Raw genomic sequence first — 24022 nt, forward strand, 5'->3', positions numbered from 1 at the left:
CGGTGCAGACCACCGACACCGACGTGCTCGTCATCGGGTCCGGCTTCGGCGGCTCCGTCGCCGCCCTGCGCCTGGCGGAGAAGGGCTACCGCGTCATGGTGCTCGAGGCCGGGCGACGCTTCGCCGACGAGGACTTCGCCGAGACGAGCTGGGACCTGAAGAACTTCCTGTGGGCCCCCCGGGCCGGGTGCTACGGCATCCAGCGCATCCACCTGCTCAAGGACGTGATGGTCCTCGCCGGGGCGGGCGTCGGCGGCGGGTCGCTCAACTACGCCAACACGCTCTACGTGCCGCCGGAGGTCTTCTTCACGGACCGCCAGTGGGGCCACATCACCGACTGGCAGTCCGAGCTGAAGCCCCACTACGACATGGCGAGCACGATGCTCGGGGTCGTGACCAACCCCTGCGAGTCCGTCGTCGAGGACGTCATGCGCAGCGCCGCCGCCGAGATGGGCGTCGCCGACACCTTCCGCAAGACGCCCGTGGGTGTGCTCTTCGGTGACGACGACTCGAGCGAGCAGCAGGGGCGCACCGTCGCGGACCCGTACTTCGGGGGCGCCGGGCCCACCCGCACGACGTGCACCGAGTGCGGCAACTGCATGGTCGGCTGCCGCGTCGGCGCCAAGAACACGCTCGTCAAGAACTACCTGGCCCTCGCCGAGGGGTTGGGCGTCCAGATCGTCCCGATGCGCACGGTGACCCGGGTGGGCGTCGTGCCCGGGACCGAGGGCCCCGACGAGGTCTACCGGGTGCGGCACGAGGCCACGGACGCCCCGGGTGACCGGAGCGCGCGGGTCGTCACCGCGGGCAAGGTCGTCGTCGCGGCCGGGACGTGGGGCACGCAGCACCTGCTCCACGCCATGAAGGCCGATGGCGAGCTGCCGGGCACCAGCGACCGGCTGGGTGAGCTGACCCGGACCAACTCGGAGGCCCTCGTCGGCGCGCTCGCCAGCACCCCGCCCACCGGCGAGGACGACCTGACGAAGGGGGTGGCGATCACCTCCTCCTTCCACCCGGACGAGGCCACCCACATCGAGAACGTCCGCTACGGGCGCGGGTCGGACGCCATGGGCCTGCTGACCACGCTCCTGGCGCCGCCGAGGACCGGGCGCACCCCCCGCGTCCTGAAGCTCCTTGCCGACCTGCCGCGCAACCTCCCCGCGCTCAGGGCGTGGTTCCCGCCGGGGACCCACTTCGCGGACAGCACGGTCATCGGCCTGGTCATGCAGTCCCTGGACAACTCGCTGACGACCTACCTGACCCAGGGCCCCCGCGGTCGTCGGCTGACGTCCCGGCAGGGGCACGGCGAGGAGAACCCCACGTACATCGCGGCCGGGCACGAGGGCATCAAGGTCATCGCCGAGCAGCTCTCGTCGCGGCTCGGGCAGCCCTTCTACGCGGGCGGCACGTGGAGCGAGGCCTTCGACATCCCGCTCACCGCGCACTTCCTCGGCGGCGCCCCGATCAGCGACTCTCCCTCGACCGGGGTCATCGACCCCTACCAGCGCCTGTGGGGCCACCCCGGCATCAGCGTGGTCGACGGGTCCGCGGTCTCGGCGAACCTCGGCGTCAACCCGTCGCTGACGATCACCGCCCAGTCGGAGCGGGCCTTCTCGATGTGGCCCAACGCCGGCGACGCGGACCCGCGTCCGCCGCAGGGCGAGGCCTACCGCCGTGTCGACGCGGTCGTGGCCCGGCAGCCGGCGGTGCGCGAGTACACCCACGCCAGCGCCAGGGTGACCCTGCCCGTGCCCACCGTCCGCGACGGCGTGTCCAGGGCGTCCGGAGTGCTCACGTAGCCTGAGCGGGTGCTCAGGACCGCCGTTCGACCCCGCTGGCTGGGGCTGCTCGTCGTGGCGCTGGTCCTCGTGGCCCTCGGCATCACCGCCGGGCGCTGGCAGTGGTCCGTCGCCCACGACGAGGCCCGCGCCGACGCCGTGCGCGAGGTCCAGGACCGTCCGGTGCGGCCGCTCGCCGACGTCGTGGCCCCCCACGAGGGCTTCCCCGACGACGGGTCCGGGCAACGGGTCTCGACGCGGGGCGAGTACGTGGGGGACCCCCTTCGCATCCTCGATCGTCGACTCGACGGCCGGCCGGTCGAGTGGGTCCTCGACCGGTTCGTCGTCGCGGAGAGCGGCGCCAACCTGCCGGTCGTGCGCGGCTGGGTCCCGGAGGGCGAGGACGCACCGGCGGCGCCGTCGGGCACGATCGAGCTCGTCGGGTCGTTGGCTCCTGCGGAGGCCCCGGACGAGACCGGTGGCGTGCGGGACGGCGAGCTCACCTCGGTCGACGTCGCCCAGCTCGTCAACGTCTGGCCGGGCGAGATCTACAACGGCTTCGCGTTCGCCGTCACCGAGGACGGGACGGCGGAGGCGAAGGGGGTCCAGCGCGTCCCCCCGCCGCTGCCGGACACCTCGCTGCAGTGGCGCAACGTCATGTACGCCTTCCAGTGGTGGATGTTCTCGGTCTTCGCGCTGTGGATGTGGGTCAAGATGGTGCGCCAGGCGGCGCGCCCGGAGCAGACGGCAGCCGCCGTCCAGATGGAGGAGAGCACGTGAGCACGGACAACAGGACCCGACCCGCAGCCCACCCGCGGGCCATCGCGGGTGCGCTGACCTTCTTCCGTGGCGCGGCGATCGTCGCCGGTCTGGCGATGTTCGTCCTCATCGTCGAGATGGTCCTCAAGTACGGCCTGGACAACGACGTGCTCACCTGGTGGTCGCCCGTCCACGGCCTGATCTTCATGGTCTTCGCGGTGGCGACGGCCAACCTGGGGTTCAAGGTCGGCTGGTCGGTCGGGCGGATGGTCCTCATCCTCCTGCTGGCCTGCATCCCGTTCCTCGCCTTCGTCGAGGAGCGTCGGGTCGTGCGCGAGGTCGGCCCGCTCACCGCGCCCCGGTAACCTGTGCGCGTGACGGATTCGCTCAAGACCTCCCCGGCCGACTCCCTCAAGACCTCGCCGGTCCTGGTGGTCGACTACGGCGCCCAGTACGCCCAGCTCATCGCCCGACGGGTGCGTGAGGCGAAGATCTACAGCGAGGTCGTGCCGCACACGATGCCCGTGGCCGAGATCCTCGCCAAGGAGCCGGCCGCGGTGATCCTCTCCGGGGGGCCCTCGTCGGTCTACGCCGAGGACGCCCCGGGTCTGGACGTCGCGCTGCTCGAGGCCGGGGTCCCCGTCTTCGGCATGTGCTACGGCTTCCAGGCGATGGTCCGGGCGCTCGGGGGCACCGTCGAGCGGACCGGCCTGCGCGAGTACGGCTCGACCCGCGCACAGGTCAGCGACCGCGAGTCCACGCTCTTCAACGGCCAGCCCGCCGAGCAGTCGGTGTGGATGAGCCACGGCGACTCCGTCACCGAGGCCCCCGAGGGCATGCGGGTCACCGCGAGCACGTCCGGCGCACCCGTCGCGGCCTTCGAGGACGACGAGCGCCGTCTCTACGGCGTGCAGTGGCACCCCGAGGTCATGCACTCGACCTTCGGCCAGCCGGTCCTGGAGAACTTCCTCCTGCGCGGCGCCGGGCTCACCCCCGACTGGACCGCGGACAACGTCATCGACGAGCAGGTCGCGACCATCCGCGAGACCGTCGGCGAGGACCGGGTCCTGTGCGCCCTCTCCGGCGGCGTCGACTCGTCCGTCGCCGCCGCGCTCGTCCAGCGGGCCGTCGGCGAGCAGCTCACCTGCGTCTTCGTCGACCACGGCCTGCTGCGCCAGGGCGAGGCCGAGCAGGTCGAGGAGGAGTTCGTCGCCGCGACCGGCGTCCACCTCGTCGTCGTCGACGCCCGGGAGCGGTTCCTCTCCGCGCTCGCCGGGGTGACCGACCCGGAGGAGAAGCGCAAGATCATCGGCCGCGAGTTCATCCGCGTCTTCGAGCAGGCGGCCCGCGACGTCGTCGGTGAGGGCGCCGACGAGGGCCACCCCGTCAAGTGGCTCGTGCAGGGCACGCTCTACCCGGACGTCGTCGAGTCCGGGGGCGGCACCGGTGCGGCCAACATCAAGTCGCACCACAACGTCGGTGGCCTGCCCGACGACCTGCAGTTCAAGCTCATCGAGCCGCTGCGCGCTCTCTTCAAGGACGAGGTGCGCCAGGTCGGTCGCGAGCTCGGTGTCCCCGACCCGATCGTCGACCGCCAGCCCTTCCCCGGGCCGGGGCTGGGCATCCGCATCATCGGTGAGGTCACCGAGACCAACCTCGACATCCTGCGCCGGGCCGACGCGATCGCCCGCGAGGAGCTGACCGCGGCCGGTCTCGACAAGGAGATCTGGCAGTGCCCGGTCGTCCTGCTCGCCGACGTTCGCTCGGTCGGCGTCCAGGGCGACGGCCGCACCTACGGCCACCCGATCGTCCTGCGCCCCGTCTCCTCCGAGGACGCCATGACGGCCGACTGGACTCGCGTGCCCGGTGACGTCCTCGCGCACATCTCGAACCGGATCACCAACGAGGTCGAAGAGGTCAACCGGGTCGTGCTCGACGTGACGAGCAAGCCGCCGGGCACCATCGAGTGGGAGTGAGCGCAGGCGCCCCGGGGGCCGCGCTCAGCCGAGCAGCGCTGCGCCGAGCGCGCAGCCGAGGACGAGCACGGTGACGAGCGCGAGGAGCGCGAGCACCACGCCGAGTCCCTTGCGCGTCTGCTTGACGTGGCCGATGGAGCCGGTCGTGAACTGGTGCCACGGCACGGCGTAGTACCCGGGGACCGTCTGGCCCTCACGGATGTCGAGGTCCATCGACGCCTGCCCGTACTGCCGCAGCCACTGGGTGTGCACGTCGACGCGGTGGCGCCCGGGGCGAAGGGGGTAGAAGTTGGGTCCGAAGCCCCCCGGCACCGGGTAGCCGTCGATGTGGACCGACGGGGTGAGCCCCGCGGTCATCGCATTGCCCTGGAGGGTGAGCACCAGGGCGCCGTGGCCGGCGGGCGGCTGCAGGAACGCGGCCTGCGGCCCGGTGACCGGCATGACCGGCTGCTGGTGGGGCTGGGGCTGGTGAGGCGGTGGAACGTTCGTCATGGCAGCGAGGCTAGTGACTACTCTGGCCGGGTGAACGGCAACCTCCCCATGCGCGGGCTCGAGTGGCTCCTGCGTCGAGTCCTCGTGGGACCTCCCCTTCGCGCCTACCTGCGCCTGCGGGTCGAGGGCGCCGAGCACATCCCGGCCACCGGTCCGGTCATCATCGCGAGCAACCACCTGAGCTTCGTGGACTCCATGGTCATCCCGATCGCGGCCGGCCGCAAGGTCGGCTTCCTCGGCAAGGCCGAGTACGTGCAGGGCACCGGGGTCTCCGGCTGGCTCGGTCGGCTGTGGTTCGGGGAGTTCGGCGGCATGATCCCCGTGGACCGCTCGGACGCCCGGGCCGCCGCCCGCTCGATCGAGCTCGCCGAGGAGCACCTGGCCCGCGGGGGAGCCTTCGGCATCTACCCCGAGGGGACCCGCAGCCGGGACGGCCGGCTGCACAAGGGACGCACCGGCGTCGGGCGGCTCGCCCTGGCCAGCGGGGCCACGGTCGTCCCGTGCGCGCTCGTCGGCACCGACAAGGCGCAGCCGGTCGACTCCCGCGGCATCCGTCCGCACCGGGTCACCGTGCGCTTCGCGCCACCGGTCGACGTCGCCGCGCTGCAGGCGCAGTACACCAAGGCCCGGCTGCTGCGCGCGATCACCGACGAGGTCATGGACGCGATCGCGCAGCGCTCCCCGCAAGAGCGCTCCGACGACTACGCCAACCGCCCCGACTCGGCCTGAGGCACGCTTGAGTACGCTGGCGCGGTGCTGAAGACCACCGTCGCCGCCCTCGCCGGCAAGGCCGCCCGCCGTGCCGCCCGACTCCGCGGCGGCGGCTCCGGGGGCTCCGCGCTCCCCGGTCTCGTCGCCGAGCGGATCGACCCCGGGTTCCTCGCGCACGCGCTGGCGGACGTGCCGGGCGGCATCGTCGTCGTGTCCGGGACCAACGGCAAGACGACGACGACCAAGATGCTCGTCGCGCTGCTGCGGGCGCACGGGCGCACGGTCTTCACCAACCCGACGGGCAGCAACTTCACCCGCGGGGTGATCTCCGCGATGCTCGCCGAGATGCCGCTGCGCGGCCAGCTCGAGGCCGACATCGCGGTGCTCGAGCTCGACGAGGCCCACGCCCTGCACTTCGCCCGGGCGGTCGCACCGACGCACGCCCTCCTGCTCAACGTCGCCCGCGACCAGCTCGACCGCTTCGCCGAGATCGACCACACCGCGGGGCTGCTCGAGCAGCTCGCCGGCATGACGACCCGGGGGGTCGTGCTCAACCGCGACGACCCCTTCGTCAACCGCATCGCGACGACCCTCACCCCCGGCGTGGGGGTCTCGTGGTTCGGCCTCGACGCGTCCGTCGCCGAGCGCCTCGGTGAGCTGCAGGAGCACGACTCCCGCGCCCACGACGCGTGGACGCCACCGGCGGTCACCGCCGAGGACGCGCTCCTGGTGCCGCTCGACGAGCAGCGCCTGCGCGTGGACTTCGGCGAGCACGGCGAAGGGGGCACCGTCGGCCCCGTCGAGCTGCGTCAGCGTGGCCTCGCCGCGATGATCAACGCGACGGCCGCCACCGCCACCGCCCGCGCGCTGCTCGGCGACGACTTCCGCACCGACGCCGCGGAGCAGGCCCTGCGCACGGTGTCGCCCCCCTTCGGCCGCGGTGAGGTCATCGACGCCGACGGGACCCCGCTCGAGCTCGTCCTGGTCAAGAACCCCGCCGGGTTCACGGTCGCGCTCGGCACCTACGGGTCGACCCCCGTCGCGTCGATGATCGCGATCAACGACGACTACGCCGACGGGCGCGACGTGTCGTGGCTCTACGACGTGAGCTTCGAGTCCCTGCGGGACCAGGGCGTCGCCGTCACCAGCGGCGTGCGCGGCTGGGACATGGCGCTGCGCCTGCAGTACGACGAGGTGCCCGTCGGCGGGACCGAGGTCGACCTCGCGCGAGCCCTGGACGGCTTCCTCGCCGCGCACCGCGACGAGCCCAAGCGGATCTTCTGCACCTACACGGCGATGCTCGCGCTGCGACGCATGCTGGGGGAGCGGTACGACCTGCCCGAGATGGGCGTCGACGCCCCCGAGCCCACCGGAGGTGCGGCATGAGCCGCGACATCACGATCCTCGGCGAGCCCGCCGGCTCCGACCTGCCGGCCGAGCCCGGCAGCGAGGGCAAGGGCGAGATCCACCTCGTGCACCTCTACCCGCGCGAGATGAGCATCTACGGCGACCTCGGCAACACCCGGTGTCTCGCCTCGCGGATCCGGCGCCACGGGTACGTGCCCGTCGTCCACCAGCACCACCCCGGGCAGGACCTGCCCGAGCAGGTCGACCTGCTCGTCGGCGGCGGCGGCCAGGACTCCGGCCAGGCGAAGGTGGAGGAGGACCTCGAGCGGATCGCCGACCGGCTGCGCGCCCTGGCCGCCGACGGCACGCCGATGCTCATGATCTGCGGGATGTACCAGCTCTTCGGCAATGCCTTCATCACCGTGCAGGGCCAGCGCCTGCCCGGCCTGGGCATCCTCGACGTCACGACCCAGGGCAACGAGAAGCGGATGATCGGCCCCGTCGTGCTCTCCACCGACCACGGTGACGTCGTCGGCTACGAGAACCACTCGGGATCCACGACGCTCGGGGCGGGGCAGGCTCCCTTCGGCCGGGTGCGGCACGGCCTGGGCAACAACGGCAACGACGGCACCGAGGGCGCGATCACCGGCCACGTCATCGGCTCGTACCTGCACGGCCCGATCCTCCCCGCCAACCCGCAGCTCGCGGATACGCTCATCGGGTGGGCGGCCGAGTCGGCGACGGGGCGCGGCTTCGAGCCGGGCGTGCTCGACGACGAGGTGGCCCGGCAGGCGCAGACGCGCCAGGTGCGCCGCCTGCTCGGCTGATCAGGCCTCGGTCTCGGCGAGCTCCCGGGCGCTGGCCTTGGGCATGAGGCTCCACGCCACCCACCCGAGCGCCCCGAGCGGGATCTCGAGGAAGTGCGTGAAGATCGAGAAGAGCACGACCCCCGCCATCGACGCGGCCGGGTCGGCGCCCCACGCCACGAGCGCGGCCGCGGTACCCGTCTCGGTCACCCCGAGCCCTCCGGGCGTGACGCCGACGGCCGTGAGCAGCCGGCCGATCGCGTACGCGGCGAAGAGCTGACCGAAGGGCAGCTCGATGCCGGTCGTGTCCGTGCACAGCAGGAAGAGCACGTAGTACAGGCCGAAGAACCCGACCATGCCGAGCGTCATCTGCAGCCAGCCGGTGCGGACCGTGTCGGCCGTGCGCTCGCGCATGCCGGTGAGGCCCTGCTCGACGGAGTCCCCGTGCCCCCGCCGCACGAGGCGGACGAGACGGTCGATGCCGTGGCCGAGACGGCGGGCACCCGCGTCGGTGCCGATGGCCACCGCGAAGAGGACGGCGATCGCCGTGCCGGAGAGCACCGCGGCCCACGCGGCCTCCCGCATCGCGGAGGGCAGGTCGGTGGCGCCCCAGGCCAGCGCGAGGACGGCGATGATCGGCAGGGCGACCCGCGCCAGGACGTTCCACACGCCGGTCACGACGGCCATCGTCGTGACGCTCGCGGCGGAGAAGCCCCAGGACTTGGCGATCGAGTAGGTCGCCGCGAGGCCGACCGCGCCGCCACCGGGCAGCAGGTTGGACACGGACGAGCCGCAGACGTTGAGGATGAGCGCGCGCACGTGACCCAGTCCGTGCATCGCGCCGGTCATGACGAAGGTGTAGCAGTAGAGCCCGCTCAGGACGAGCGCGACGAAGAGAGCGGCCCTCCACAGCGGCACGGTGTCGAGGACGGCGAGGACCTCCGACCAGGAGGTCTTGGCGAAGTGCGGCAGGCCCCACCAGAGCATGACGACCGCGAGCCCGAGGCCGAGGACGACCTGCGCCCCCCGGACGACGGGGGAGGTCCTCCGGGTCGTCGCCGCCACCGGCTCGCCCGGCGCGGCCGTCATGCCAGCCCCTCGAAGACGTCGGTCCGGGTCGTCCCGGCCGGCACGTCGGGGTCGACGAACCACTCGCGGCGGAAGACGAGGTCGTAGAGCGGCCGCGGGATGCGCACGAGCATGCCGAGCGTGCGGTCCCCGCCGCCGGAGTCGGCGCCCTGGCTCGCGTGGGCGCGCATGGACGCCCGCTTGGCGGCGGCGAAGCCGCGCACCGGGACCCGGTGGGTGATCTCGGCGCCGGCGACGAAGGCGCGGTCGAAGCTGCTGCGGTCGAACTCGGGCGGGAAGCGGTAGACCCTGGCGACCAGGTCGATGGCGCGGCAGATGAGGTCACGGGGGACCGTCGCCCAGAGCACCCGCACGGGCAGGCCGCGCTCGCGGGCGAGCTCCGCCGCGCGGGCCCCGACCTCGTGGACCCGCACGTGGTCACGGTGGCCGTAGCCGCCCCGGGGGTCGTAGGTCGTGAGGACGTCCGCGCGCTCCTGCAGGAGGATCCCGCAGAGCGCCTCGGCGGCCTCGTCCACGGGGACCCGCACGAAGCGTCGTCCGCCCGGCGGGTCGGCCGACACCTGCGGCCCGCTCCCGCTGTCGGCGTACCCGAGCTCGACGGTACGGGCGACGCCGAGCGCACGGGCGCTCGCCGCCAGCTCCCGGCTGCGGGTGGAGGCGAGGGCATCCCCCTTCGTCCCGAAGGAGGCCTCGTCGGTGAGCCCGAGCGCGCCGTCGGTGGCGACGACGAGGACGACGCGGTGCCCCGCTGCGGCGGCGCGCGCCATGGTGCCCGCGGTCAGCAGGGCCTCGTCATCGGGGTGCGCGTGGAAGACCACGAGCGTGCGGGTCGGCTCGTCCATCGGGTGAAACCCTGCCACACCACCGCGTGGCACCCTTGGACCCGTGAAGGTCGCCCTGCTCTCCGACTGCTACCCGCCGCGCACCGGGGGGATCGAGTCGCAGGTGGGCGACCTGGCCGCGCAGCTCGCGGCCGCCGGGCACGAGGTCGAGGTCTTCACGGCGACTGCCGGGGGAGCGGGCACCGAGGGGGTGCGCGTGCACCGGCTCAGCACGCCACTCTCGATGGGCCTGCCGGTCAACCCCTTCGCCCCGCCGGAGGCGCGACGTCTGCTGGCCGTCGGCGGCTTCGACGTGGCTCACGTGCACCTGGGGGTGGTCTCGCCCTTCGCCTGGGACATGACGCGGGTGACGACCTCGCTCGGTCTGCCGACGGCCCTGACCTGGCACTGCGTGCTCGACGGGGCGGCGCCGGCGATCGGACCCGCGGTCCGGCGGTGGGTGCGCCGGGGCGCCGTGCTGTCCGCGGTGTCGGCCTTCGCCGCGGACAGCGTGCGGCGGGCCGCGCGCGGTGGACCGGTCACCGTCCTGCCGAACGGGATCGACCCGAGCGCGTGGCCGCCCGGCCCGGTCCGCACGGGCCGCCCGGTGCGGGTCGTCAGCGCCTCGCGTCTCGCACCGCGCAAGCGGGTGGGCGCCATGCTGTCGGTGGTCGCCGCGGCCCGCCATCGCCTCGGTCCGGGGGCGATGAGCCTCGACGTGTACGGCGAGGGACCGCTGCGGCCGTGGCTCGAGGCGCGGGCCGCCGCGCTCGGGCTGGCGGACGTCGTGCGCCTGCGCGGGCGGGTCACGCGCCCCGAGCTCGCGGCCGCGTGGCGCGACGCCGACGTGTACCTGTCGCCGACCCGGCTGGAGGCCTTCGGCATTGCTGCGCTCGAGGCCCGCACCGCCGGGTTGCCCGTCGTCGCGCGCGGTGACTCGGGCGTGCGCGAGGTCGTGGCCGACGGACGCTCGGGCCTGCTCGCCGAGGACGACGCGGGGCTGGCCGACGCGCTCGTGCGGCTCGTCGCCGACGAAACCCTGCGGACCCGCATTGCGCAGCACAACACGCGTACGCCTCCGGCGCAGACCTGGGAGCGGGTCGTCGACCTGGCCGTCACCGAGTACCGCAGGGCCGGTGCATGAGCGTCGTCCTGGTCGCCGGTGACGAGCGCCTGCCGCTGCGGCACGGGCAGCACCCGGTGGACCTCCTCGCGGAGCACGGCTGGGTGGGTGAGCCGGTGGGCTCTCGGCTCGGGCGAAGGGGGGAGGTCGAGGTCCACTACGACGTCGCGCCGGTCGACGCGCGACCGCCGGTCCCCGTCGAGCCGGGCAGTCCGGGTGCCCGCCGGCTGCAGCGCCTCGGGTCGTACGCGATCGTCGTCGCGTCCGGGCGGCTGCTGATGTCACGGCTGGCGGCCGGCGTCGTCGGCGGGGCCGGCCGGTGGACCCTGCCCGGGGGCGGGGTCGACCCCGGGGAGGAGCCGGTGGCCGGTCTCGTGCGCGAGGTGCACGAGGAGACCGGCCAGCACGTCGTGCCCGGAGGGCTCGTCCAGGTGCAGTCCGTGCACCGGGTGGCGGCCGACGGGTCCGAGGACTTCCACGCCGTGCGGCTGATCCACCTGGCGCACTGCCCCGACCCGGGACCGGCGCGGGTCGTGGAGGTCGACGGGTCCACCGGTGCCGCGGCCTGGGTGCCGATCGAGGAGGTGCCCGGCCTCCCGCTCGGGAGCATGATGGCGCCGCTGTGGCCGTGGGTGCCCGGCAGCCACTCCTACCCGCTGTAGGAGCGGCCGCGTCCGCTCGCCTACGCTGGCGGCCATGGAAGCCCTGCGTCTCGTCCTGTACGTCCTGCACATGATCGCCATGCTGGCGATCCTCGTCGGCCCGGCCGTCGCCGGTCGTGGTCACCTGGTCCAGGTGTGGGGCGCCCGCATCCAGCTGCTGCTCGGCCTCGGGCTGACCGGCATCGCCGAGGCCGGTGACGCCGAGGTCAACCACGCCAAGATCGGCACCAAGCTCGTCATCATGATCGCCGTCCTGGCCTGCGCCGAGATCGGCAACGCCAAGGCCAAGCGAGGCGAGGCCGCCGCGTCGAAGCTCGCCTGGGCCGCTGCCGGTCTGGCGCTGGTCAACGCCGCCATCGCCTTCCTCTGGTGACCTTGACGGTGTGTCGGACTGCAGCTCGTCACACCGACGCTCGATCCGGCCCGCGAGCTCGTCACGCGCCGAGTGAACTGCAGTACGACACGCGTTGCCGCACCACCCAGCCGATGACCTCGCGCACCCACTCCGGGTTGAACATCACCTGCTCCCACGCGAAGCGCAGCACGATCCAGCCGGAGATGATCATCTCGTCGTAGCGCCAGCAGTCCCGGCGCACGTCCAGACGGCTCTTGTGGAACTCGTGGCTGTCGGCCTCGAGGGCCACCCGCACGTCGTCACACCCGACGTCGGCGTGCAGGGCCTGACCGCTGCGCAGGGTGATCGGCTGCTGCGGCGCCCACGCGACATCGGTGGCCTCGACGGCCAGGGCCCTCAGGCCCGACTCGAAGGGGTTGACAGCCTGCGCCGACGCGAGGTCGAGCACCCGGCGGGCGGCTGCGCGACCGGTCCTCGGCAGGACGGCGCGGTTGAGCTCGTCGACGGTCACGGTGCCCGATCGCAGGGCCGAGTCCGCCACCGCGAGGGCGTCGGGCAGGGGCAGGTCGCGGGCGCAGTCGATCACGGTGCGCAACGCAGTCGTGGCGTGCAGCCCCAGGTCGTCGTCGGCGAGGGTCCGGTAGCGCAGGTCGAGATCGGTGGGCCGCCGGATGCGGCGCGTGCGCGAGGCGATGACCTCGGGGCGGTCAGGGACATGAAGGACGCCCCAGCCGTGGTCCAGGGCGGCGGTCCGGTGGCTCAGGTGCACCCCGAGCTGCGCCGCGCGGGCCGGGGCACCGTCCGCCGGAAGTCCGTAGACCCCGCGTCGGTGTCGAGCGACCTCCCCGGAGCGGAGTGCGCTCGCCACCGTCGCGGCCGTCGTGAGCTCGAGCAGCTGGGCGCGGGTGGCGGAGCCGCCGTGCTGGCCCACGAGATGGGTGACGATGCTCATCACCACAGGGTGGCCCTGTCGGCGATCCGCCCGTACGGCTTGTCCACAGGTGGGTGTCGGACTGCAGTTCACCCCGCCGTGGCCCTACCCGGCCCGGGATCTCGTGAGGCGAGCCGTGAACTGCAGTGCGACACGCGTCAGGGGATGAGCAGCAGCTTCCCGGTCGACGCCCGTCCCTCGAGCGCCCGGTAGGCCTCGGCCGCGTCGGCGAACCCGTAGCGCCCGCCGACGGAGACCTCCAGCTCCCCGGCGGCGATCGCGCCGAAGACCTCGCGCCCGCGCCGGAGCAGGTCCTCGCGCTCCTCGATGTAGTGCGCCAGCGTCGGGCGGGTGACGAAGAGGGAGCCACCGGCGTTGAGCCGCTGCAGGTCGAAGGGCGGCACCTGCCCCGACGCGCCACCGAAGAGCACGAGCATCCCGCGCCGCCGCAGCGAGGCCAGCGACGCGTCGAAGGTCGCCTTGCCGACGCCGTCGTAGGCGACGTCGACCCCCTTCGCGGCACCGAGCCGCTCCGCCGCCGCGCGGATGTCCCCGGCGAGGTCGTCGGTCGCCGAGTAGTCGACGAGCTCGACGGCTCCGCGGGAGCGGGCGATGTCCAGCTTGGCCGGGGACCCGGCCGTGGCGATGACCTGTCCGCCGCGCGAGGTGATCATCTGCGTGAGCAGCTGACCCACGCCGCCCGCGGCGGCGTGGACGAGTGCCACGGTCCCCTCGCCGACCGGGAAGCAGTCGGTCACGAGGGCATGCGCCGTCATTCCCTGCAGGGTTGCGGCACAGGCGGTCTCGAGGTCGACGCCAGCGGGCACAGGCACCAGTCGGGCCGAGTCGGCCATGACGAGGCCCGCGTGCAGGCCGAGCGTCATCGACCAGGCGACCCGGTCGCCCACGGCCACGACGGCGCCCTCGCCGACGGCCCGCACGGTGCCCGCTGCCTCGTAGCCCTGCACGTACGGCGGGTGGGTGGGGTAGACCCCCTCGCGCTGGTACACGTCGATGAAGTTGACCCCCGCGGCCACGACCTCGACGAGCGCCTCCCCGGGCCCGGGGTCGGCCACCTGCCTCTCCTCGAGGGCGAGGACCTCGGGCCCTCCGTGGGCGGTGACGACGAGCGCTGTCGTGGTGGTCATGGGCCCACCCTAGGACGCGCCGGTCAGAGCGAGGCGATGACCTCGTCGAGCATGGACTCGGTGAGCTTGCCGGTGAAGGTGTTCTGCTGGCTCACGTGGTAGCAGCCGACGAGCGCGACCTCGCGGCCCTCGGGCGTGCGCAGGGTGGCGCGGGCGCCGTGCCCGAACTTCGGCTTCGGTCGCGGCACCTCCCAGCCCGCGTGCCGCACCCCGGCGATCGTCGCGTCCCAGCCGATGGACCCGAGGCACATGATCGAGCGGACGAAGGGGGCGCTCCTCGCCAGGTCGGCGTCGAGCCAGGGTGCGCACGTCTGTCTTTCCACCAGGGTGGGCTTGTTCTGCGGGGGAGCGCAGCGGACCGGCGCGATGATCCGCACGCCGTCGAGCTCGAGACCGTCCCCGGCCGCCCACGAGACCGGCTGGTTGGCGTACCCCGCCCGGTGGAGGGCGGCGTAGAGCCAGTCGCCCGAGCGGTCGCCGGTGAAGTTGCGCCCGGTGCGGTTGGCGCCGTGGGCCGCCGGCGCCAGGCCCACGACGAGCACGGGCGCGTCGGGCGGGCCGAGCGCGGGCACCGGTCGGCCCCAGTACGGCTGGTCGGAGAAGGCCGCGCGCTTGGTCACCGCCACCTCCTCGCGCCACGTGACGAGTCGCGGGCAGGCGCGGCAGACCGAGATCCGCGCGTCGAGCTCGTCCTGCCCGACCGCACCGGCGGCCAGGCGGCGGACCTGGGCGGCCGTCCGTGCGACGGGGGTCTCGCGCGTCGCGAGGTCGTCCGGCCACCCGGTCCCCGGCACGACCGGCGAGGCGAAGGGGGCGCCCGTCACCGGGTGCGGGAGGAGCACGTCGTCAGCCACCCCTCCACCCTAGGCACCTGCCATCGTGGACCCATGGCGATCGACGAGGTCCTCGCGGACCGGGTGCGCACCGCACTCTTCGACCGAGGCGTGCAGTGGGAGGAGAAGCGGATGTTCGGCGCCCTGATCTTCATGGTCGGCGGGTCGATCCTCGTCGGCTGCCGCGGCGGGGGAGGACTGCTCGTGAGGGTCGCGCCGGACGAGAGCGAGCAGCTCGTGGCGGGCGCCGGCCCGTACTACGCGCAGGTCGCCGACATGGGCGGCCGCGACATGGGGCCGAGCTGGCTCGACGTCTCCCCGGACGCCGTCGAGGACGAGGCCGGCCTGGGCCACTGGGTCGACGCGGCCCTGCGTCGCTAGTCCTCCGGGTCGACCGGCGGCTCCGCGCCCCCGGCCTCGTCCCGGTCGGCCCACTCGAGCAGCGGCGTGAGGTCGTGCGCGAGGTCGTCGATGGCGGCGTGCAGGTCGCCCAGCCGGGCGTAGCGCTCCGGCACGGTCGCGATCGTGCAGTCCCGCGGCTCGACGTCGGGGATCTCGTCCCAGGTGATCGGCGTCGAGACGGTGCCGGCGGCGTTGCCCCGCACCGAGTACGCCGCGGCGATCGTGTGGTCGCGGGCGTTCTGGTTGTAGTCGACGAAGACCGCCGCCGGGTCGCGGTCCTTGCGCCACCACGTCGTCGTCACGTCCTTCGGCACGCGTCGCTCGACCTCGCGGGCGAAGGCGAGGGCCGCCCTTCGCACCTCCCCGAACTCCCACCGGGGCTCGACGCGCACGTAGACGTGCAGCCCGGACCCGCCGGAGGTCTTGGGGTAGCCCACGACCCCGAGCTCGTCGAGGACCTCGTGGACCACGCCGGCCACCCGTCGCACCCGCTCGAAGGGGGCGTCCGGCATGGGGTCGAGGTCGATGCGCCACTCGTCGGGGCGGTCGACGTCGGCGCGGCGGACGTTCCACGGGTGCAGCTCGACCGTGCTCATCTGCACGGCCCAGATGATCTGCGCGAGCTCGGTCGGGCACAGCTCGTCGGCGTGCAGGTCGTACCGGGGGAAGTGCAGCCGCACGGTCTCGACCCAGTCGGGCGCACCCTTGGGCAGGCGCTTCTGGTGGACCTTGGCGCCCGCGACGCCCTTGGGGAAGCGGTGCAGCATCGTCGGCCGCTCGCGCAGCGCGCGCAGGATCCCCTCGCCGACGGCGAGGTAGTACTGCGCGAGCTCGAGCTTGGTCTCACCGCGCTCGGGGAAGTACACGCGGTCGGGGGAGGAGATGCGCACATCCCGACCGCCGACGTCGAGGTGGACGTCCTCACCGTGCTCCTTGGCCATGCCCCCGAGCCTAGGGCCGCCTCAGCCGATGACGGCGCCCGCGGGCCGGTCGGTCGCGACCGTCGGCACCCAGTAGCGCCGCTTTCCGGCGCGGGAGTCCTCGTAGGCCCCGCCGGCGCCCTCGATCGTCGCGCGGGAGGGGAGGTTGTCCTCGTCGCACGTGATGAGGACCCGTTCGAGCCCCATCTCGGCCGCGAGCTCCAGGACCTGCCGAAGGGCGGTGCCCGCGTGCCCCTGCCGCCGCGCCGAGGGGCGGATCGAGTACCCGATGTGCCCGCCCTGCTCGCGGAGGACGTCGGTCAGCTCGTGCCGGAGGGCGATGGACCCCAGGTAGTCGTCACCGTCGACGACCCACAGGAAGGTGCAGGGTACGTGGCCGGTGGGCCGGGGCGTCTCCGGCAGCTCGGCCGCACGCCGCACCTGCACGAGGCGGCGGAACTCGTCGGGGTCCTCCAGGCCCTCGCGGGTGAAGACGTGGCCGGCGAAGCCCGTCGCCTCGTCCCCCGCCTGCTGCCACTCGCCGTCACCGTCGCGGTGCGCGCCGCCGAACTCGTCGTGCGCCTCGAGGTAGGAGCGCTGGTAGCGGGCATCGGGTCGCACGATCTGGGCCATGGGAGGCACCCTAGGGCTGTCACCTGCGCCACGTAGGCTGGACGCCGACATGAGCAGCCTCTTCGACGACCTCCCCGATGCCCTGCCCGGTGACTGGACCAAGGACGTGACCGACACCGGTGTCCCCACGTGGGCCATGTCCGACGAGGGTCCCACCCGCGCGGCGCACAGTCGCCACGGGCGCCCGGCGCAGCCGGACCCCGAGGAGCTCGTCGCCGGCCTCAACCCCGCCCAGCGCGAGGCCGTGCTCCACGACGGCGGTCCCCTCCTCATCATCGCCGGTGCCGGCTCGGGCAAGACCCGGGTGCTCACCCACCGCATCGCGCACCTGCTCGCGGCGCGCGGCGCGCAGCCGGGGCAGATCCTGGCGATCACCTTCACCAACAAGGCCGCCGCCGAGATGCGCGAGCGCGTCGAGGACCTCGTGGGCCCGCGGGCCAAGGCGATGTGGGTCATGACCTTCCACTCGGCGTGCGTGCGCATCCTGCGTCGCGAGGCGACCAAGGTCGGGATGAAGAGCAACTTCTCGATCTACGACGCGGCCGACAGCCAGCGACTCATCGCGCTCGTCATGCGCGACCTCGACCTCGACCCCAAGCGCTTCCCGCCGCGATCCTTCTCCCACCGCATCAGCAACCTCAAGAACGAGCTGGTCGACGCGGAGGACTTCGCCCGCACGGTCGCCGCCGACGAGGACGCGCAGCGACCCGGCGGCACGCACCAGGAGCAGACGCTCTCCGCGGTCTACACCGAGTACCAGCGCCGCCTGCGTCAGGCCAACGCGCTGGACTTCGACGACATCATCATGATGACGGTGCACATCCTGCAGGCCTTCCCGGACGTCGCCGAGCACTACCGCCGCCGCTTCCGCCACGTGCTCGTCGACGAGTACCAGGACACCAACCACGCGCAGTACCAGCTCGTGCGCGAGCTGGTCGGTGGTGCCGACGGGCAGGCCCGCGGCGAGCACGCCGTCGAGCCGAGCGAGCTCGTCGTCGTCGGCGACGCCGACCAGTCGATCTACGCCTTCCGCGGCGCCTCGATCCGCAACATCGTCGAGTTCGAGGAGGACTACCCCGACGCCCGCTCAATCCTCCTCGAGCAGAACTACCGCTCCACCCAGACGATCCTCACCGCGGCCAATGCCGTCATCGAGCGCAACGAGTCGCGCCGCAAGAAGAACCTGTGGACCCAGGCCGGCGCCGGCGAGCCGATCATCGGCTACGTCGGGGACAACGAGCACGACGAGGCCGCGTTCATCGCCAAGACGGTCGACGAGCTGCACGACCAGCACGGGGTCCGCCCCGGCGATGTCGCGATCTTCTACCGGACCAACGCCCAGTCGCGCGCCATCGAGGAGGTCCTCGTGCGGGTCGGGCTGCCGTACAAGGTCGTCGGCGGCACCCGCTTCTACGAGCGTCGCGAGGTCAAGGACGCCCTGGCCTACCTGCGCGTCGTCGCCAACCCTGCCGACACGGTCAACCTGCGCCGGATCATCAACGTGCCCAAGCGGGGCATCGGCGACCGGGCCCAGGCGGCCGTGGCGCAGCTGGCGGAGCGCGAGCGCATCCCCTTCGTCGCGGCGCTCGGGCGGGTCGAGGACGCGCCCGGCATCGCCACGCGCTCGGTGACCTCGGTCAAGGGGTTCACCGCGCTCCTGGAGGGCCTGGGAGAGCTGCACGAGTCCGGGGCCGGCATCGGGGACATGCTGGAGGCCGTCCTCGACCGCACCGGTTACGTCACCGAGCTGCAGGCCAGCCGCGACCCCCAGGACGAGACCCGGCTGGAGAACCTCGCGGAGCTCGTCGGCGTGGCCCGCGAGTTCGACGCCACCCGCGAGGCGACCGGCGAGGTGATCAGCCTCGACGACTTCCTCGAGCAGGTGAGCCTCGTCGCCGACGCGGACGAGATCCCTGAGGAACCAACGGCAGGGGAGGGCCGTGTCGACCAAGGAGTCGTCACCCTGATGACGCTGCACACCGCCAAGGGCCTGGAGTTCCCCGTCGTCTTCCTCACCGGCATGGAGGACGGCACCTTCCCTCACAGCCGCAGCCTGAGCGACCCCAAGGAGCTGGAGGAGGAGCGGCGCCTCGCGTACGTCGGCATCACCCGCGCCCGCGAGCGGCTGCACCTCTCCCGGGCGGCGGTGCGCAGCGCCTACGGCGCGCCCCAGTACAACCCGGCCTCGCGCTTCCTCGACGAGATCCCCGCGGACCTCGTGCGCTGGGAGCGCACCGGCCCACCGGTCGGTCCGTCGCGCTCACGCCGCGAGCCGGCGGTCGCGCGCCTGGCGGCCCGACCCGGGGTGCGCTCGCCGGGCAACCGACCCCCCATCGCGCTCGCCGACGGCGACAAGGTGACCCACGACAGCTTCGGCCTCGGCACGGTCATCCGCGTCGAGGGCGAGGGGGACAAGGCGATGGCCCACGTCGACTTCGGCGGTGAGGACGGCGTCAAGCGCCTGCTGCTGCGCTACGCGCCGCTCGAGAAGCTCTGACCGACCGCTCACCCGCATTCCCCTAGGGGAATGCAGGTCCCGGGCACGACGAAGGGGGCCGACGACCAGTGGTCGTCGGCCCCCTTCGCGCGGGTGGGTCAGCTGATGCCGCGCTCGGCGAGCCAGCCGGCCGGGTCGATCGTGCCGCCGCCACCGGGGCGGATCTCCATGTGGAGGTGCGGTCCGGTGGAGCGACCGGTGTTGCCCGAGAGGGCGACGACGTCGCCGGGGGCGACCTGCTGCCCGACCGAGGCGGACACGGAGCTCAGGTGGCCGTACCGGGAGACCGAGCCGTCCCAGTACTTGACGTCGATGTAGACGCCGTAGCCGCTCATCGGGCCGGCGGCGATGACGGTGCCGCTGCTCATCGCCTTCAGGGGCGTGCCGATGGAGGCCGCGTAGTCCTGGCCGGCGTGGAGGCGGCCCCAGCGCATGCCGAAGGGGGAGGTGAAGACCGCGTTGTCCAGGGGCTTGACCCAGCCCTGGGAGCCGACCGAGGCGTTGGTGGCCTCCGGCCCCTTGGTCGCGGTCCCGCCCGGGGCGGAACCGGTCTCCTGGGCCTGCTCCTTCTCCTTCTTCTCCTTCTTCTTCTCGGCGCTGGCGCGCTTGGCAGCGAGCTCCTTGCGGGCCTTGTCGCGGGCGATGCGCTGACGCTCCTGGAGGCGGCCCTGGTCGCGGGCGACCTCGGTGGAGACGGCCTGGCGGCGCTGCGCGAGGTCGTCGGCCTCGGCGGTCGAGCCGGCGACCTCCGCCCGGGCGGCCTCGTTGACCTTCGGGTCCTCGAGGAAGGCGGCGGCGGCCGAGGGCGCAGGTGCGGCGAGCGCACCCTGTGCCTGGACGGTCCCGCCCGCGAACGTGGAGGACTGGGCGGCGGTCGCACCCGCGGCCGACAGGACCAGGGTCGCGGCGGCGGCGGTGGGCAGCGCGTAGGCAGGGCTGAAACTCTTGGGCAGGCGCGAACGGCGCTCGATCGCGCGGCGCTCGGCTCGGGTGGGCGGCCGGTGCCGTCCGGTGTAGTCACTCATGAAGGGGGACGTCCTCGCAGGGGGTCTCGGACAAATCTTGCGAAACCCTAGCGTGACCTTTTCGTTATGCAAAACCGGGTGGTGGGCGTCACGTGACCCCGGTCACGGGGTGGCTCCGGCTCAGGCCGGGCGCTGGGAGATGTCGGTGACCGAAGCCGTCTGGTTGCCGTCGTGGTCGAGCATCGTCAGGCTCGTCGCGATGCGGTGGACCACCGACGGCAGGATCGGCAGCGAGAGGTGGCCGACGCCGTGCAGGCGAATGTTGCTGACCTCGACACCCTCCTGGACGAGCGAGGCGTTGACCGCGGGGACGATCGCCTCGTCGGTGTCGGACCAGAAGGCGATGATCCGCGTGAGGCAGCCGGGCGCGGGGGCGTTCAGCTCCTGCATGAGCGCGCTGCCCGGGCGCAGCTGCCGGGTGAGCGAGGCCGGCACGAGGTGCGCGAGGAGCGTCCCGGTGTGCGGTGCGCCCAGCGTGACGAGGGTGTGGATGCGCTCGTCGCCCCCGAGTCGGGTGACGTAGTAGCGGGCGACGACGCCACCGAGGCTGTGCGCCACGATGTGGATGCGCTCGTAGCCGGTCTCCGCGGCGATCGCCTCGATCTCCTCGGCCAGCTGCACGGCGGCGGTGCGCACGTCCCGGGTGCGCACGGAGTAGTTCATCGCGAAGACCCGGCTGAAGCCTCGCCGCAGGAGGCCGCGGCGCAGCAGGGTGAAGATCGAGTGGTTGTCGGCGTAGCCGTGCAGCAACAGGATCGGGGTCCCGACCTCGGTCACGCCGTTGACGAGCATGCCGCGCTGCACGGGGCTGAGATGCTCGATGCGGTAGCCGTGCCGGTCGCCGCCGCGGCGCGGCGCCCGGGTGCCGAAGGGGTAGAGCGAGACGTGGGTCGCGGCCCAGACGAGCTCGACCGCGGCGAAGACCATCGCCTGCGCGGAGACCATCTGGCGCACCTGCTGGTACACGCCGGACCGCAGCGCGGCCGGCGTCGTCGCCGGGTCGCTGGTGGGGTGGGTCTGCCTCACGTGGGGCTGGTGCGGGGCCATGGTGACTCGAGGGTAACCCCGGTGGGAGTGCGGTGCGAGGCGTCGTGACGACTCCGTGACCGGTCGGCTGCTCGCGGGCCTCGCGGCCGCGTCGCGGACCGGAGGATGCTCGGCCCCCGTCCGGGGGCTAGTCTCGACCCGCACCCCCGTTACCACAGCAGAGGACGGAATCACCCTCGTGGATCTCTTCGAGTACCAAGCACGCGACGTGTTCGAGAAGCACGGCGTCCCGGTTCTTGCCGGCGCCGTCGCCACCACCCCGCAGGAGGCCCGCGCGGCCGCCGAGACCATCGGGGCCAAGAGCGGCGGCGTCACCGTCGTCAAGGCCCAGGTCAAGACCGGTGGACGTGGCAAGGCCGGTGGCGTCAAGGTCGCCAAGACCCTTGACGAAGCAACCGAGGCGGCCGAGAACATCCTCGGCATGGACATCAAGGGCCACACGGTCCACAAGGTCATGATCGCCCAGGGCGCCCAGATCGCCGAGGAGTACTACTTCTCGATCCTGCTCGACCGGGCCAACCGCTCCTACCTCGCCATGTGCTCCAAGGAGGGCGGCATGGAGATCGAGCAGCTCGCCGTCGAGCGCCCCGAGGCCCTCGCGCGCATCGAGGTCGACCCCAACGTCGGCATCGACGACGCCAAGGCCACGGAGATCGTGCAGGCCGCCGGCTTCGACGCCGCGGACCAGGCCAAGATCGCTGACGTCCTGAAGAAGCTCTGGGTCGTCTACCGCGAGGAGGACGCGACCCTCGTCGAGGTCAACCCGCTCGTCAAGACGCAGCAGGGCGACATCGTGGCCCTCGACGGCAAGGTGACGCTCGACGGCAACGCGGACTTCCGCCAGCCCGAGCACGCCGCGCTCGAGGACAAGGAGGCCGCGGACCCGCTCGAGGCCAAGGCGAAGGCCAAGGGCCTCAACTACGTCAAGCTCGACGGCAACGTCGGCATCATCGGCAACGGCGCCGGGCTCGTCATGAGCACCCTCGACGTCGTCGCCTACGCGGGTGAGGACTACACCGCGGGCAGGGCCAAGCCGGCCAACTTCCTCGACATCGGTGGCGGCGCCTCGGCCGAGGTCATGGCCAACGGTCTGGACGTCATCCTCCACGACGAGCAGGTCAAGTCCGTCTTCGTCAACGTCTTCGGCGGCATCACCGCGTGCGACGCGGTCGCCGACGGCATCGTGGGCGCGCTCAAGACGCTGGGCGACGGGGCGACCAAGCCGCTCGTCGTCCGCCTCGACGGCAACAACGTCGAAGAGGGTCGCCGCATCCTCGCCGAGTTCAACCACCCCCTCGTGTCCATCGAGGACACCATGGACGGCGCCGCCCGCAAGGCCGCCGAGCTGGCCGCGAAGTAAAGGACGCAGACACAGACATGGCAATCTTCCTCACCGCTGACTCCAAGGTCATCGTCCAGGGCATGACCGGCTCCGAGGGCATGAAGCACACCACGCGCATGCTCGCCTCCGGCACCAACGTCGTGGGCGGCGTCAACCCCAAGAAGGCCGGCCAGAGCGTCGACTTCCCGGGTGGCCAGTCCGTCCCCGTCTTCGGCTCCGTCGCCGACGCCATCAAGGAGACCGGCGCCGACGTGTCGGTCATCTTCGTGCCGCCGGCCTTCGCCAAGTCCGCCGTCGTCGAGGCGATCGACGCCGAGATCGGCCTCGCCGTGATCATCACCGAGGGCATCGCGGTCAAGGACTCGGCGGAGTTCTACAACTACTCCAAGGGCAAGGCCACGCGTCTCATCGGCCCCAACTGCCCGGGCCTGATCAGCCCCGGCAAGGCCAACGCCGGCATCATCCCGGCGGACATCGCCGGCGCCGGGCGCATCGGTCTCGTGTCGAAGTCGGGCACGCTGACCTACCAGATGATGTACGAGCTGCGTGAGTTCGGCTTCTCCACGGGCGTCGGCATCGGTGGCGACCCGATCATCGGGACGACGCACATCGACTGCCTCGAGGCGTTCGAGAACGACCCCGAGACCGACGCGATCGTCATGATCGGCGAGATCGGTGGCGACGCCGAGGAGCGCGCCGCGGCGTACATCAAGGACCACGTGACCAAGCCGGTCGTCGGCTACGTCGCCGGCTTCACCGCCCCGGAGGGCAAGACCATGGGCCACGCCGGCGCCATCGTCTCCGGCTCCTCCGGTACGGCGGCCGCCAAGAAGGAGGCCCTCGAGGCCGCCGGTGTCAAGGTCGGCAAGACGCCGTCCGAGACGGCGGACCTCATGCGCGAGATCATGAAGGGCCTGTCCAGCTGAGGACGTCCCGGCCTGACGAAGGGCGCCGCACACGACCACGTGTGCGGCGCCCTTCGTCGTGAGGACGTGGGCGGACGAAGACCTGACGCAATCGGGCGAAGGCTCAGGTACGTCGCCACGCACTGAGACACCCCGCGGTCCACGTGGGCGCCACCACGTGGACCGCGGGTGACCCTGCGGCGGGGCGCGAGTATCCTTCACGGCGTACGAGTTGTCGTACGCGTGCTCCGGGGTCGGTGCAATTCCGAGCCGGCGGTGACAGTCCGCGAACCCGTCCTCCTCACCGAGGTCGGGCCGAGCCGGTGAAATTCCGGGACCGACGGTGAAAGTCCGGATGGGAGGCAGCACGCGGCGTCGCCTGCCGTGCCGTGCGTGGGTCCTCCACACCCGGCGCGGTCC

Annotated in this window: 24 protein-coding genes and 1 riboswitch; of the genes, 14 read left to right on the top strand and 10 right to left on the bottom strand. The window is 72.7% G+C overall.

Annotated features, from left to right (window positions below):
• The first annotated feature begins 2 nt into the window (after positions 1-2).
• The 4 genes from ABC138_RS03355 to guaA are packed head-to-tail and all read left to right on the top strand — an operon-like array spanning position 3 to position 4513.
• Positions 3-1799, top strand: a complete 1797-nt coding sequence (locus ABC138_RS03355) for a GMC family oxidoreductase (protein WP_338537692.1) — start codon at positions 3-5, stop codon at positions 1797-1799.
• A 9-nt stretch (positions 1800-1808) separates the two neighbouring features.
• Positions 1809-2558, top strand: a complete 750-nt coding sequence (locus tag ABC138_RS03360; RefSeq protein ID WP_338537693.1) for an SURF1 family protein — start codon at positions 1809-1811, stop codon at positions 2556-2558.
• Positions 2555-2902 carry a DUF3817 domain-containing protein gene (locus ABC138_RS03365; RefSeq protein WP_068321760.1) on the top strand — a complete coding sequence of 116 codons (348 nt, stop codon included), beginning with the start codon at positions 2555-2557 and terminating at the stop codon, positions 2900-2902. Before ABC138_RS03360 ends, ABC138_RS03365 begins: the two co-directional genes overlap by 4 nt.
• A gap of 9 nt (positions 2903-2911) precedes the next feature.
• A complete protein-coding gene (guaA, locus tag ABC138_RS03370; protein ID WP_068322481.1) occupies positions 2912-4513 on the top strand; it encodes a glutamine-hydrolyzing GMP synthase in 1602 nt (533 codons plus the stop codon).
• Between the two features lie 24 nt (positions 4514-4537).
• Here the strand turns inward: guaA and ABC138_RS03375 are convergent, their stop codons facing one another.
• Positions 4538-5005 carry a hypothetical protein gene (locus tag ABC138_RS03375; RefSeq protein ID WP_169701789.1) on the bottom strand — a complete coding sequence of 156 codons (468 nt, stop codon included), beginning with the start codon at positions 5003-5005 and terminating at the stop codon, positions 4538-4540.
• A 30-nt stretch (positions 5006-5035) separates the two neighbouring features.
• On the opposite strand from ABC138_RS03375, the gene ABC138_RS03380 reads away from it, so the two are divergent.
• The 3 genes from ABC138_RS03380 to ABC138_RS03390 are packed head-to-tail and all read left to right on the top strand — an operon-like array spanning position 5036 to position 7890.
• Positions 5036-5734 carry a lysophospholipid acyltransferase family protein gene (locus ABC138_RS03380; protein WP_082807388.1) on the top strand — a complete coding sequence of 233 codons (699 nt, stop codon included), beginning with the start codon at positions 5036-5038 and terminating at the stop codon, positions 5732-5734.
• 24 nt (positions 5735-5758) lie between these two features.
• Positions 5759-7102, top strand: coding sequence for a MurT ligase domain-containing protein (locus ABC138_RS03385; RefSeq protein WP_345912753.1), 1344 nt, complete (start codon positions 5759-5761; stop codon positions 7100-7102).
• On the top strand, positions 7099-7890 hold the full coding sequence (locus tag ABC138_RS03390; RefSeq protein WP_345912754.1) for a cobalamin biosynthesis protein CobB: 792 nt from the start codon (positions 7099-7101) through the stop codon (positions 7888-7890). The genes ABC138_RS03385 and ABC138_RS03390 overlap by 4 nt, the downstream gene beginning before the upstream one ends.
• Here ABC138_RS03390 and ABC138_RS03395 read toward each other — a convergent pair whose 3' ends face one another.
• Positions 7891-8958, bottom strand: coding sequence for a lysylphosphatidylglycerol synthase transmembrane domain-containing protein (locus ABC138_RS03395; RefSeq protein ID WP_345912755.1), 1068 nt, complete (start codon positions 8956-8958; stop codon positions 7891-7893).
• Positions 8955-9800 carry a PIG-L family deacetylase gene (locus ABC138_RS03400; protein ID WP_068321770.1) on the bottom strand — a complete coding sequence of 282 codons (846 nt, stop codon included), beginning with the start codon at positions 9798-9800 and terminating at the stop codon, positions 8955-8957. Before ABC138_RS03400 ends, ABC138_RS03395 begins: the two co-directional genes overlap by 4 nt.
• Before the next feature lie 43 nt (positions 9801-9843).
• Here ABC138_RS03400 and ABC138_RS03405 point away from each other — a divergent pair, with 43 nt between their 5' ends.
• Genes ABC138_RS03405 through ABC138_RS03415 form a run of 3 tightly spaced genes read left to right on the top strand, consistent with a single transcriptional unit; the run spans position 9844 to position 11937 of the window.
• Positions 9844-10923, top strand: coding sequence for a glycosyltransferase family 4 protein (locus tag ABC138_RS03405; RefSeq protein WP_345912756.1), 1080 nt, complete (start codon positions 9844-9846; stop codon positions 10921-10923).
• Positions 10920-11564 (top strand): NUDIX domain-containing protein, encoded by a 645-nt coding sequence (locus ABC138_RS03410; protein ID WP_068321776.1) that lies wholly within the window; start codon positions 10920-10922, stop codon positions 11562-11564. The genes ABC138_RS03405 and ABC138_RS03410 overlap by 4 nt, the downstream gene beginning before the upstream one ends.
• A 34-nt stretch (positions 11565-11598) precedes the next feature.
• Positions 11599-11937, top strand: a complete 339-nt coding sequence (locus tag ABC138_RS03415) for a hypothetical protein (protein ID WP_068321779.1) — start codon at positions 11599-11601, stop codon at positions 11935-11937.
• Positions 11938-11998: 61 nt separating this feature from the next.
• On the opposite strand, the gene ABC138_RS03420 is transcribed toward ABC138_RS03415, so the two are convergent.
• The 3 genes from ABC138_RS03420 to ABC138_RS03430 all read right to left on the bottom strand — a co-directional run bounded on the left by ABC138_RS03420 (position 11999) and on the right by ABC138_RS03430 (position 14852).
• A complete protein-coding gene (locus ABC138_RS03420; RefSeq protein ID WP_345912757.1) occupies positions 11999-12871 on the bottom strand; it encodes a DUF559 domain-containing protein in 873 nt (290 codons plus the stop codon).
• Positions 12872-13008: 137 nt separating this feature from the next.
• Positions 13009-13998, bottom strand: a complete 990-nt coding sequence (locus ABC138_RS03425) for a quinone oxidoreductase (protein WP_068321785.1) — start codon at positions 13996-13998, stop codon at positions 13009-13011.
• Positions 13999-14021: 23 nt separating this feature from the next.
• The gene (locus ABC138_RS03430; RefSeq protein ID WP_068321788.1) at positions 14022-14852 is read right to left on the bottom strand and encodes a uracil-DNA glycosylase; all 831 of its coding nucleotides are present in this window, start codon (positions 14850-14852) and stop codon (positions 14022-14024) included.
• 33 nt (positions 14853-14885) lie between these two features.
• Here ABC138_RS03430 and ABC138_RS03435 point away from each other — a divergent pair, with 33 nt between their 5' ends.
• Positions 14886-15212: a TfoX/Sxy family protein gene (locus ABC138_RS03435; protein WP_068321791.1), complete on the top strand. Its 327-nt coding sequence runs from the start codon at positions 14886-14888 to the stop codon at positions 15210-15212.
• Here the strand turns inward: ABC138_RS03435 and ligD are convergent.
• The gene (ligD, locus tag ABC138_RS03440; RefSeq protein ID WP_068321794.1) at positions 15209-16174 is read right to left on the bottom strand and encodes a non-homologous end-joining DNA ligase; all 966 of its coding nucleotides are present in this window, start codon (positions 16172-16174) and stop codon (positions 15209-15211) included. The two genes, ABC138_RS03435 and ligD, sit on opposite strands and share 4 nt — an antisense overlap.
• A gap of 21 nt (positions 16175-16195) precedes the next feature.
• The gene (locus tag ABC138_RS03445; protein WP_068321797.1) at positions 16196-16786 is read right to left on the bottom strand and encodes a GNAT family N-acetyltransferase; all 591 of its coding nucleotides are present in this window, start codon (positions 16784-16786) and stop codon (positions 16196-16198) included.
• A gap of 49 nt (positions 16787-16835) precedes the next feature.
• Between ABC138_RS03445 and pcrA the strand changes: the two genes are divergently transcribed.
• Entirely contained in the window at positions 16836-19283 is a 2448-nt protein-coding gene (gene pcrA / locus ABC138_RS03450) for a DNA helicase PcrA (protein ID WP_068321800.1), read from the top strand.
• 98 nt (positions 19284-19381) lie between these two features.
• Here pcrA and ABC138_RS03455 read toward each other — a convergent pair whose 3' ends face one another.
• Both ABC138_RS03455 and ABC138_RS03460 read right to left on the bottom strand, forming a co-directional pair.
• On the bottom strand, positions 19382-20308 hold the full coding sequence (locus ABC138_RS03455) for a M23 family metallopeptidase (protein WP_068321803.1): 927 nt from the start codon (positions 20306-20308) through the stop codon (positions 19382-19384).
• Between the two features lie 120 nt (positions 20309-20428).
• Positions 20429-21355 (bottom strand): alpha/beta fold hydrolase, encoded by a 927-nt coding sequence (locus ABC138_RS03460; protein ID WP_245634764.1) that lies wholly within the window; start codon positions 21353-21355, stop codon positions 20429-20431.
• Positions 21356-21533: 178 nt separating this feature from the next.
• Between ABC138_RS03460 and sucC the strand changes: the two genes are divergently transcribed.
• Positions 21534-22715 (top strand): ADP-forming succinate--CoA ligase subunit beta, encoded by a 1182-nt coding sequence (gene sucC / locus ABC138_RS03465; RefSeq protein WP_068321806.1) that lies wholly within the window; start codon positions 21534-21536, stop codon positions 22713-22715.
• A 17-nt stretch (positions 22716-22732) separates the two neighbouring features.
• Positions 22733-23623, top strand: a complete 891-nt coding sequence (gene sucD, locus ABC138_RS03470; protein WP_068321809.1) for a succinate--CoA ligase subunit alpha — start codon at positions 22733-22735, stop codon at positions 23621-23623.
• A gap of 218 nt (positions 23624-23841) precedes the next feature.
• A riboswitch (FMN riboswitch) is annotated at positions 23842-23975 on the top strand.
• The last annotated feature ends 47 nt before the right edge of the window (positions 23976-24022 follow it).

The organism is Janibacter sp. LM (assembly GCF_039631275.1).
GTDB classification, from domain to species: domain Bacteria; phylum Actinomycetota; class Actinomycetes; order Actinomycetales; family Dermatophilaceae; genus Janibacter; species Janibacter terrae.

Bases quoted from the DNA above. Each gene is read 5' to 3' on its own strand.
- ABC138_RS03375 (WP_169701789.1), bottom strand. From the start codon at position 5,005: ATGACGAACGTTCCACCGCCTCACCAGCCCCAGCCCCACCAGCAGCCG.
- ABC138_RS03390 (WP_345912754.1), top strand. From the start codon at position 7,099: ATGAGCCGCGACATCACGATCCTCGGCGAGCCCGCCGGCTCCGACCTG.
- ABC138_RS03395 (WP_345912755.1), bottom strand. From the start codon at position 8,958: ATGACGGCCGCGCCGGGCGAGCCGGTGGCGGCGACGACCCGGAGGACC.
- ABC138_RS03400 (WP_068321770.1), bottom strand. From the start codon at position 9,800: ATGGACGAGCCGACCCGCACGCTCGTGGTCTTCCACGCGCACCCCGAT.
- ABC138_RS03410 (WP_068321776.1), top strand. From the start codon at position 10,920: ATGAGCGTCGTCCTGGTCGCCGGTGACGAGCGCCTGCCGCTGCGGCAC.
- ABC138_RS03415 (WP_068321779.1), top strand. From the start codon at position 11,599: ATGGAAGCCCTGCGTCTCGTCCTGTACGTCCTGCACATGATCGCCATG.
- ABC138_RS03420 (WP_345912757.1), bottom strand. From the start codon at position 12,871: ATGAGCATCGTCACCCATCTCGTGGGCCAGCACGGCGGCTCCGCCACC.
- ABC138_RS03425 (WP_068321785.1), bottom strand. From the start codon at position 13,998: ATGACCACCACGACAGCGCTCGTCGTCACCGCCCACGGAGGGCCCGAG.
- ABC138_RS03435 (WP_068321791.1), top strand. From the start codon at position 14,886: ATGGCGATCGACGAGGTCCTCGCGGACCGGGTGCGCACCGCACTCTTC.
- ligD (WP_068321794.1), bottom strand. From the start codon at position 16,174: ATGGCCAAGGAGCACGGTGAGGACGTCCACCTCGACGTCGGCGGTCGG.
- ABC138_RS03445 (WP_068321797.1), bottom strand. From the start codon at position 16,786: ATGGCCCAGATCGTGCGACCCGATGCCCGCTACCAGCGCTCCTACCTC.
- pcrA (WP_068321800.1), top strand. From the start codon at position 16,836: ATGAGCAGCCTCTTCGACGACCTCCCCGATGCCCTGCCCGGTGACTGG.
- ABC138_RS03455 (WP_068321803.1), bottom strand. From the start codon at position 20,308: ATGAGTGACTACACCGGACGGCACCGGCCGCCCACCCGAGCCGAGCGC.
- ABC138_RS03460 (WP_245634764.1), bottom strand. From the start codon at position 21,355: ATGGCCCCGCACCAGCCCCACGTGAGGCAGACCCACCCCACCAGCGAC.
- sucD (WP_068321809.1), top strand. From the start codon at position 22,733: ATGGCAATCTTCCTCACCGCTGACTCCAAGGTCATCGTCCAGGGCATG.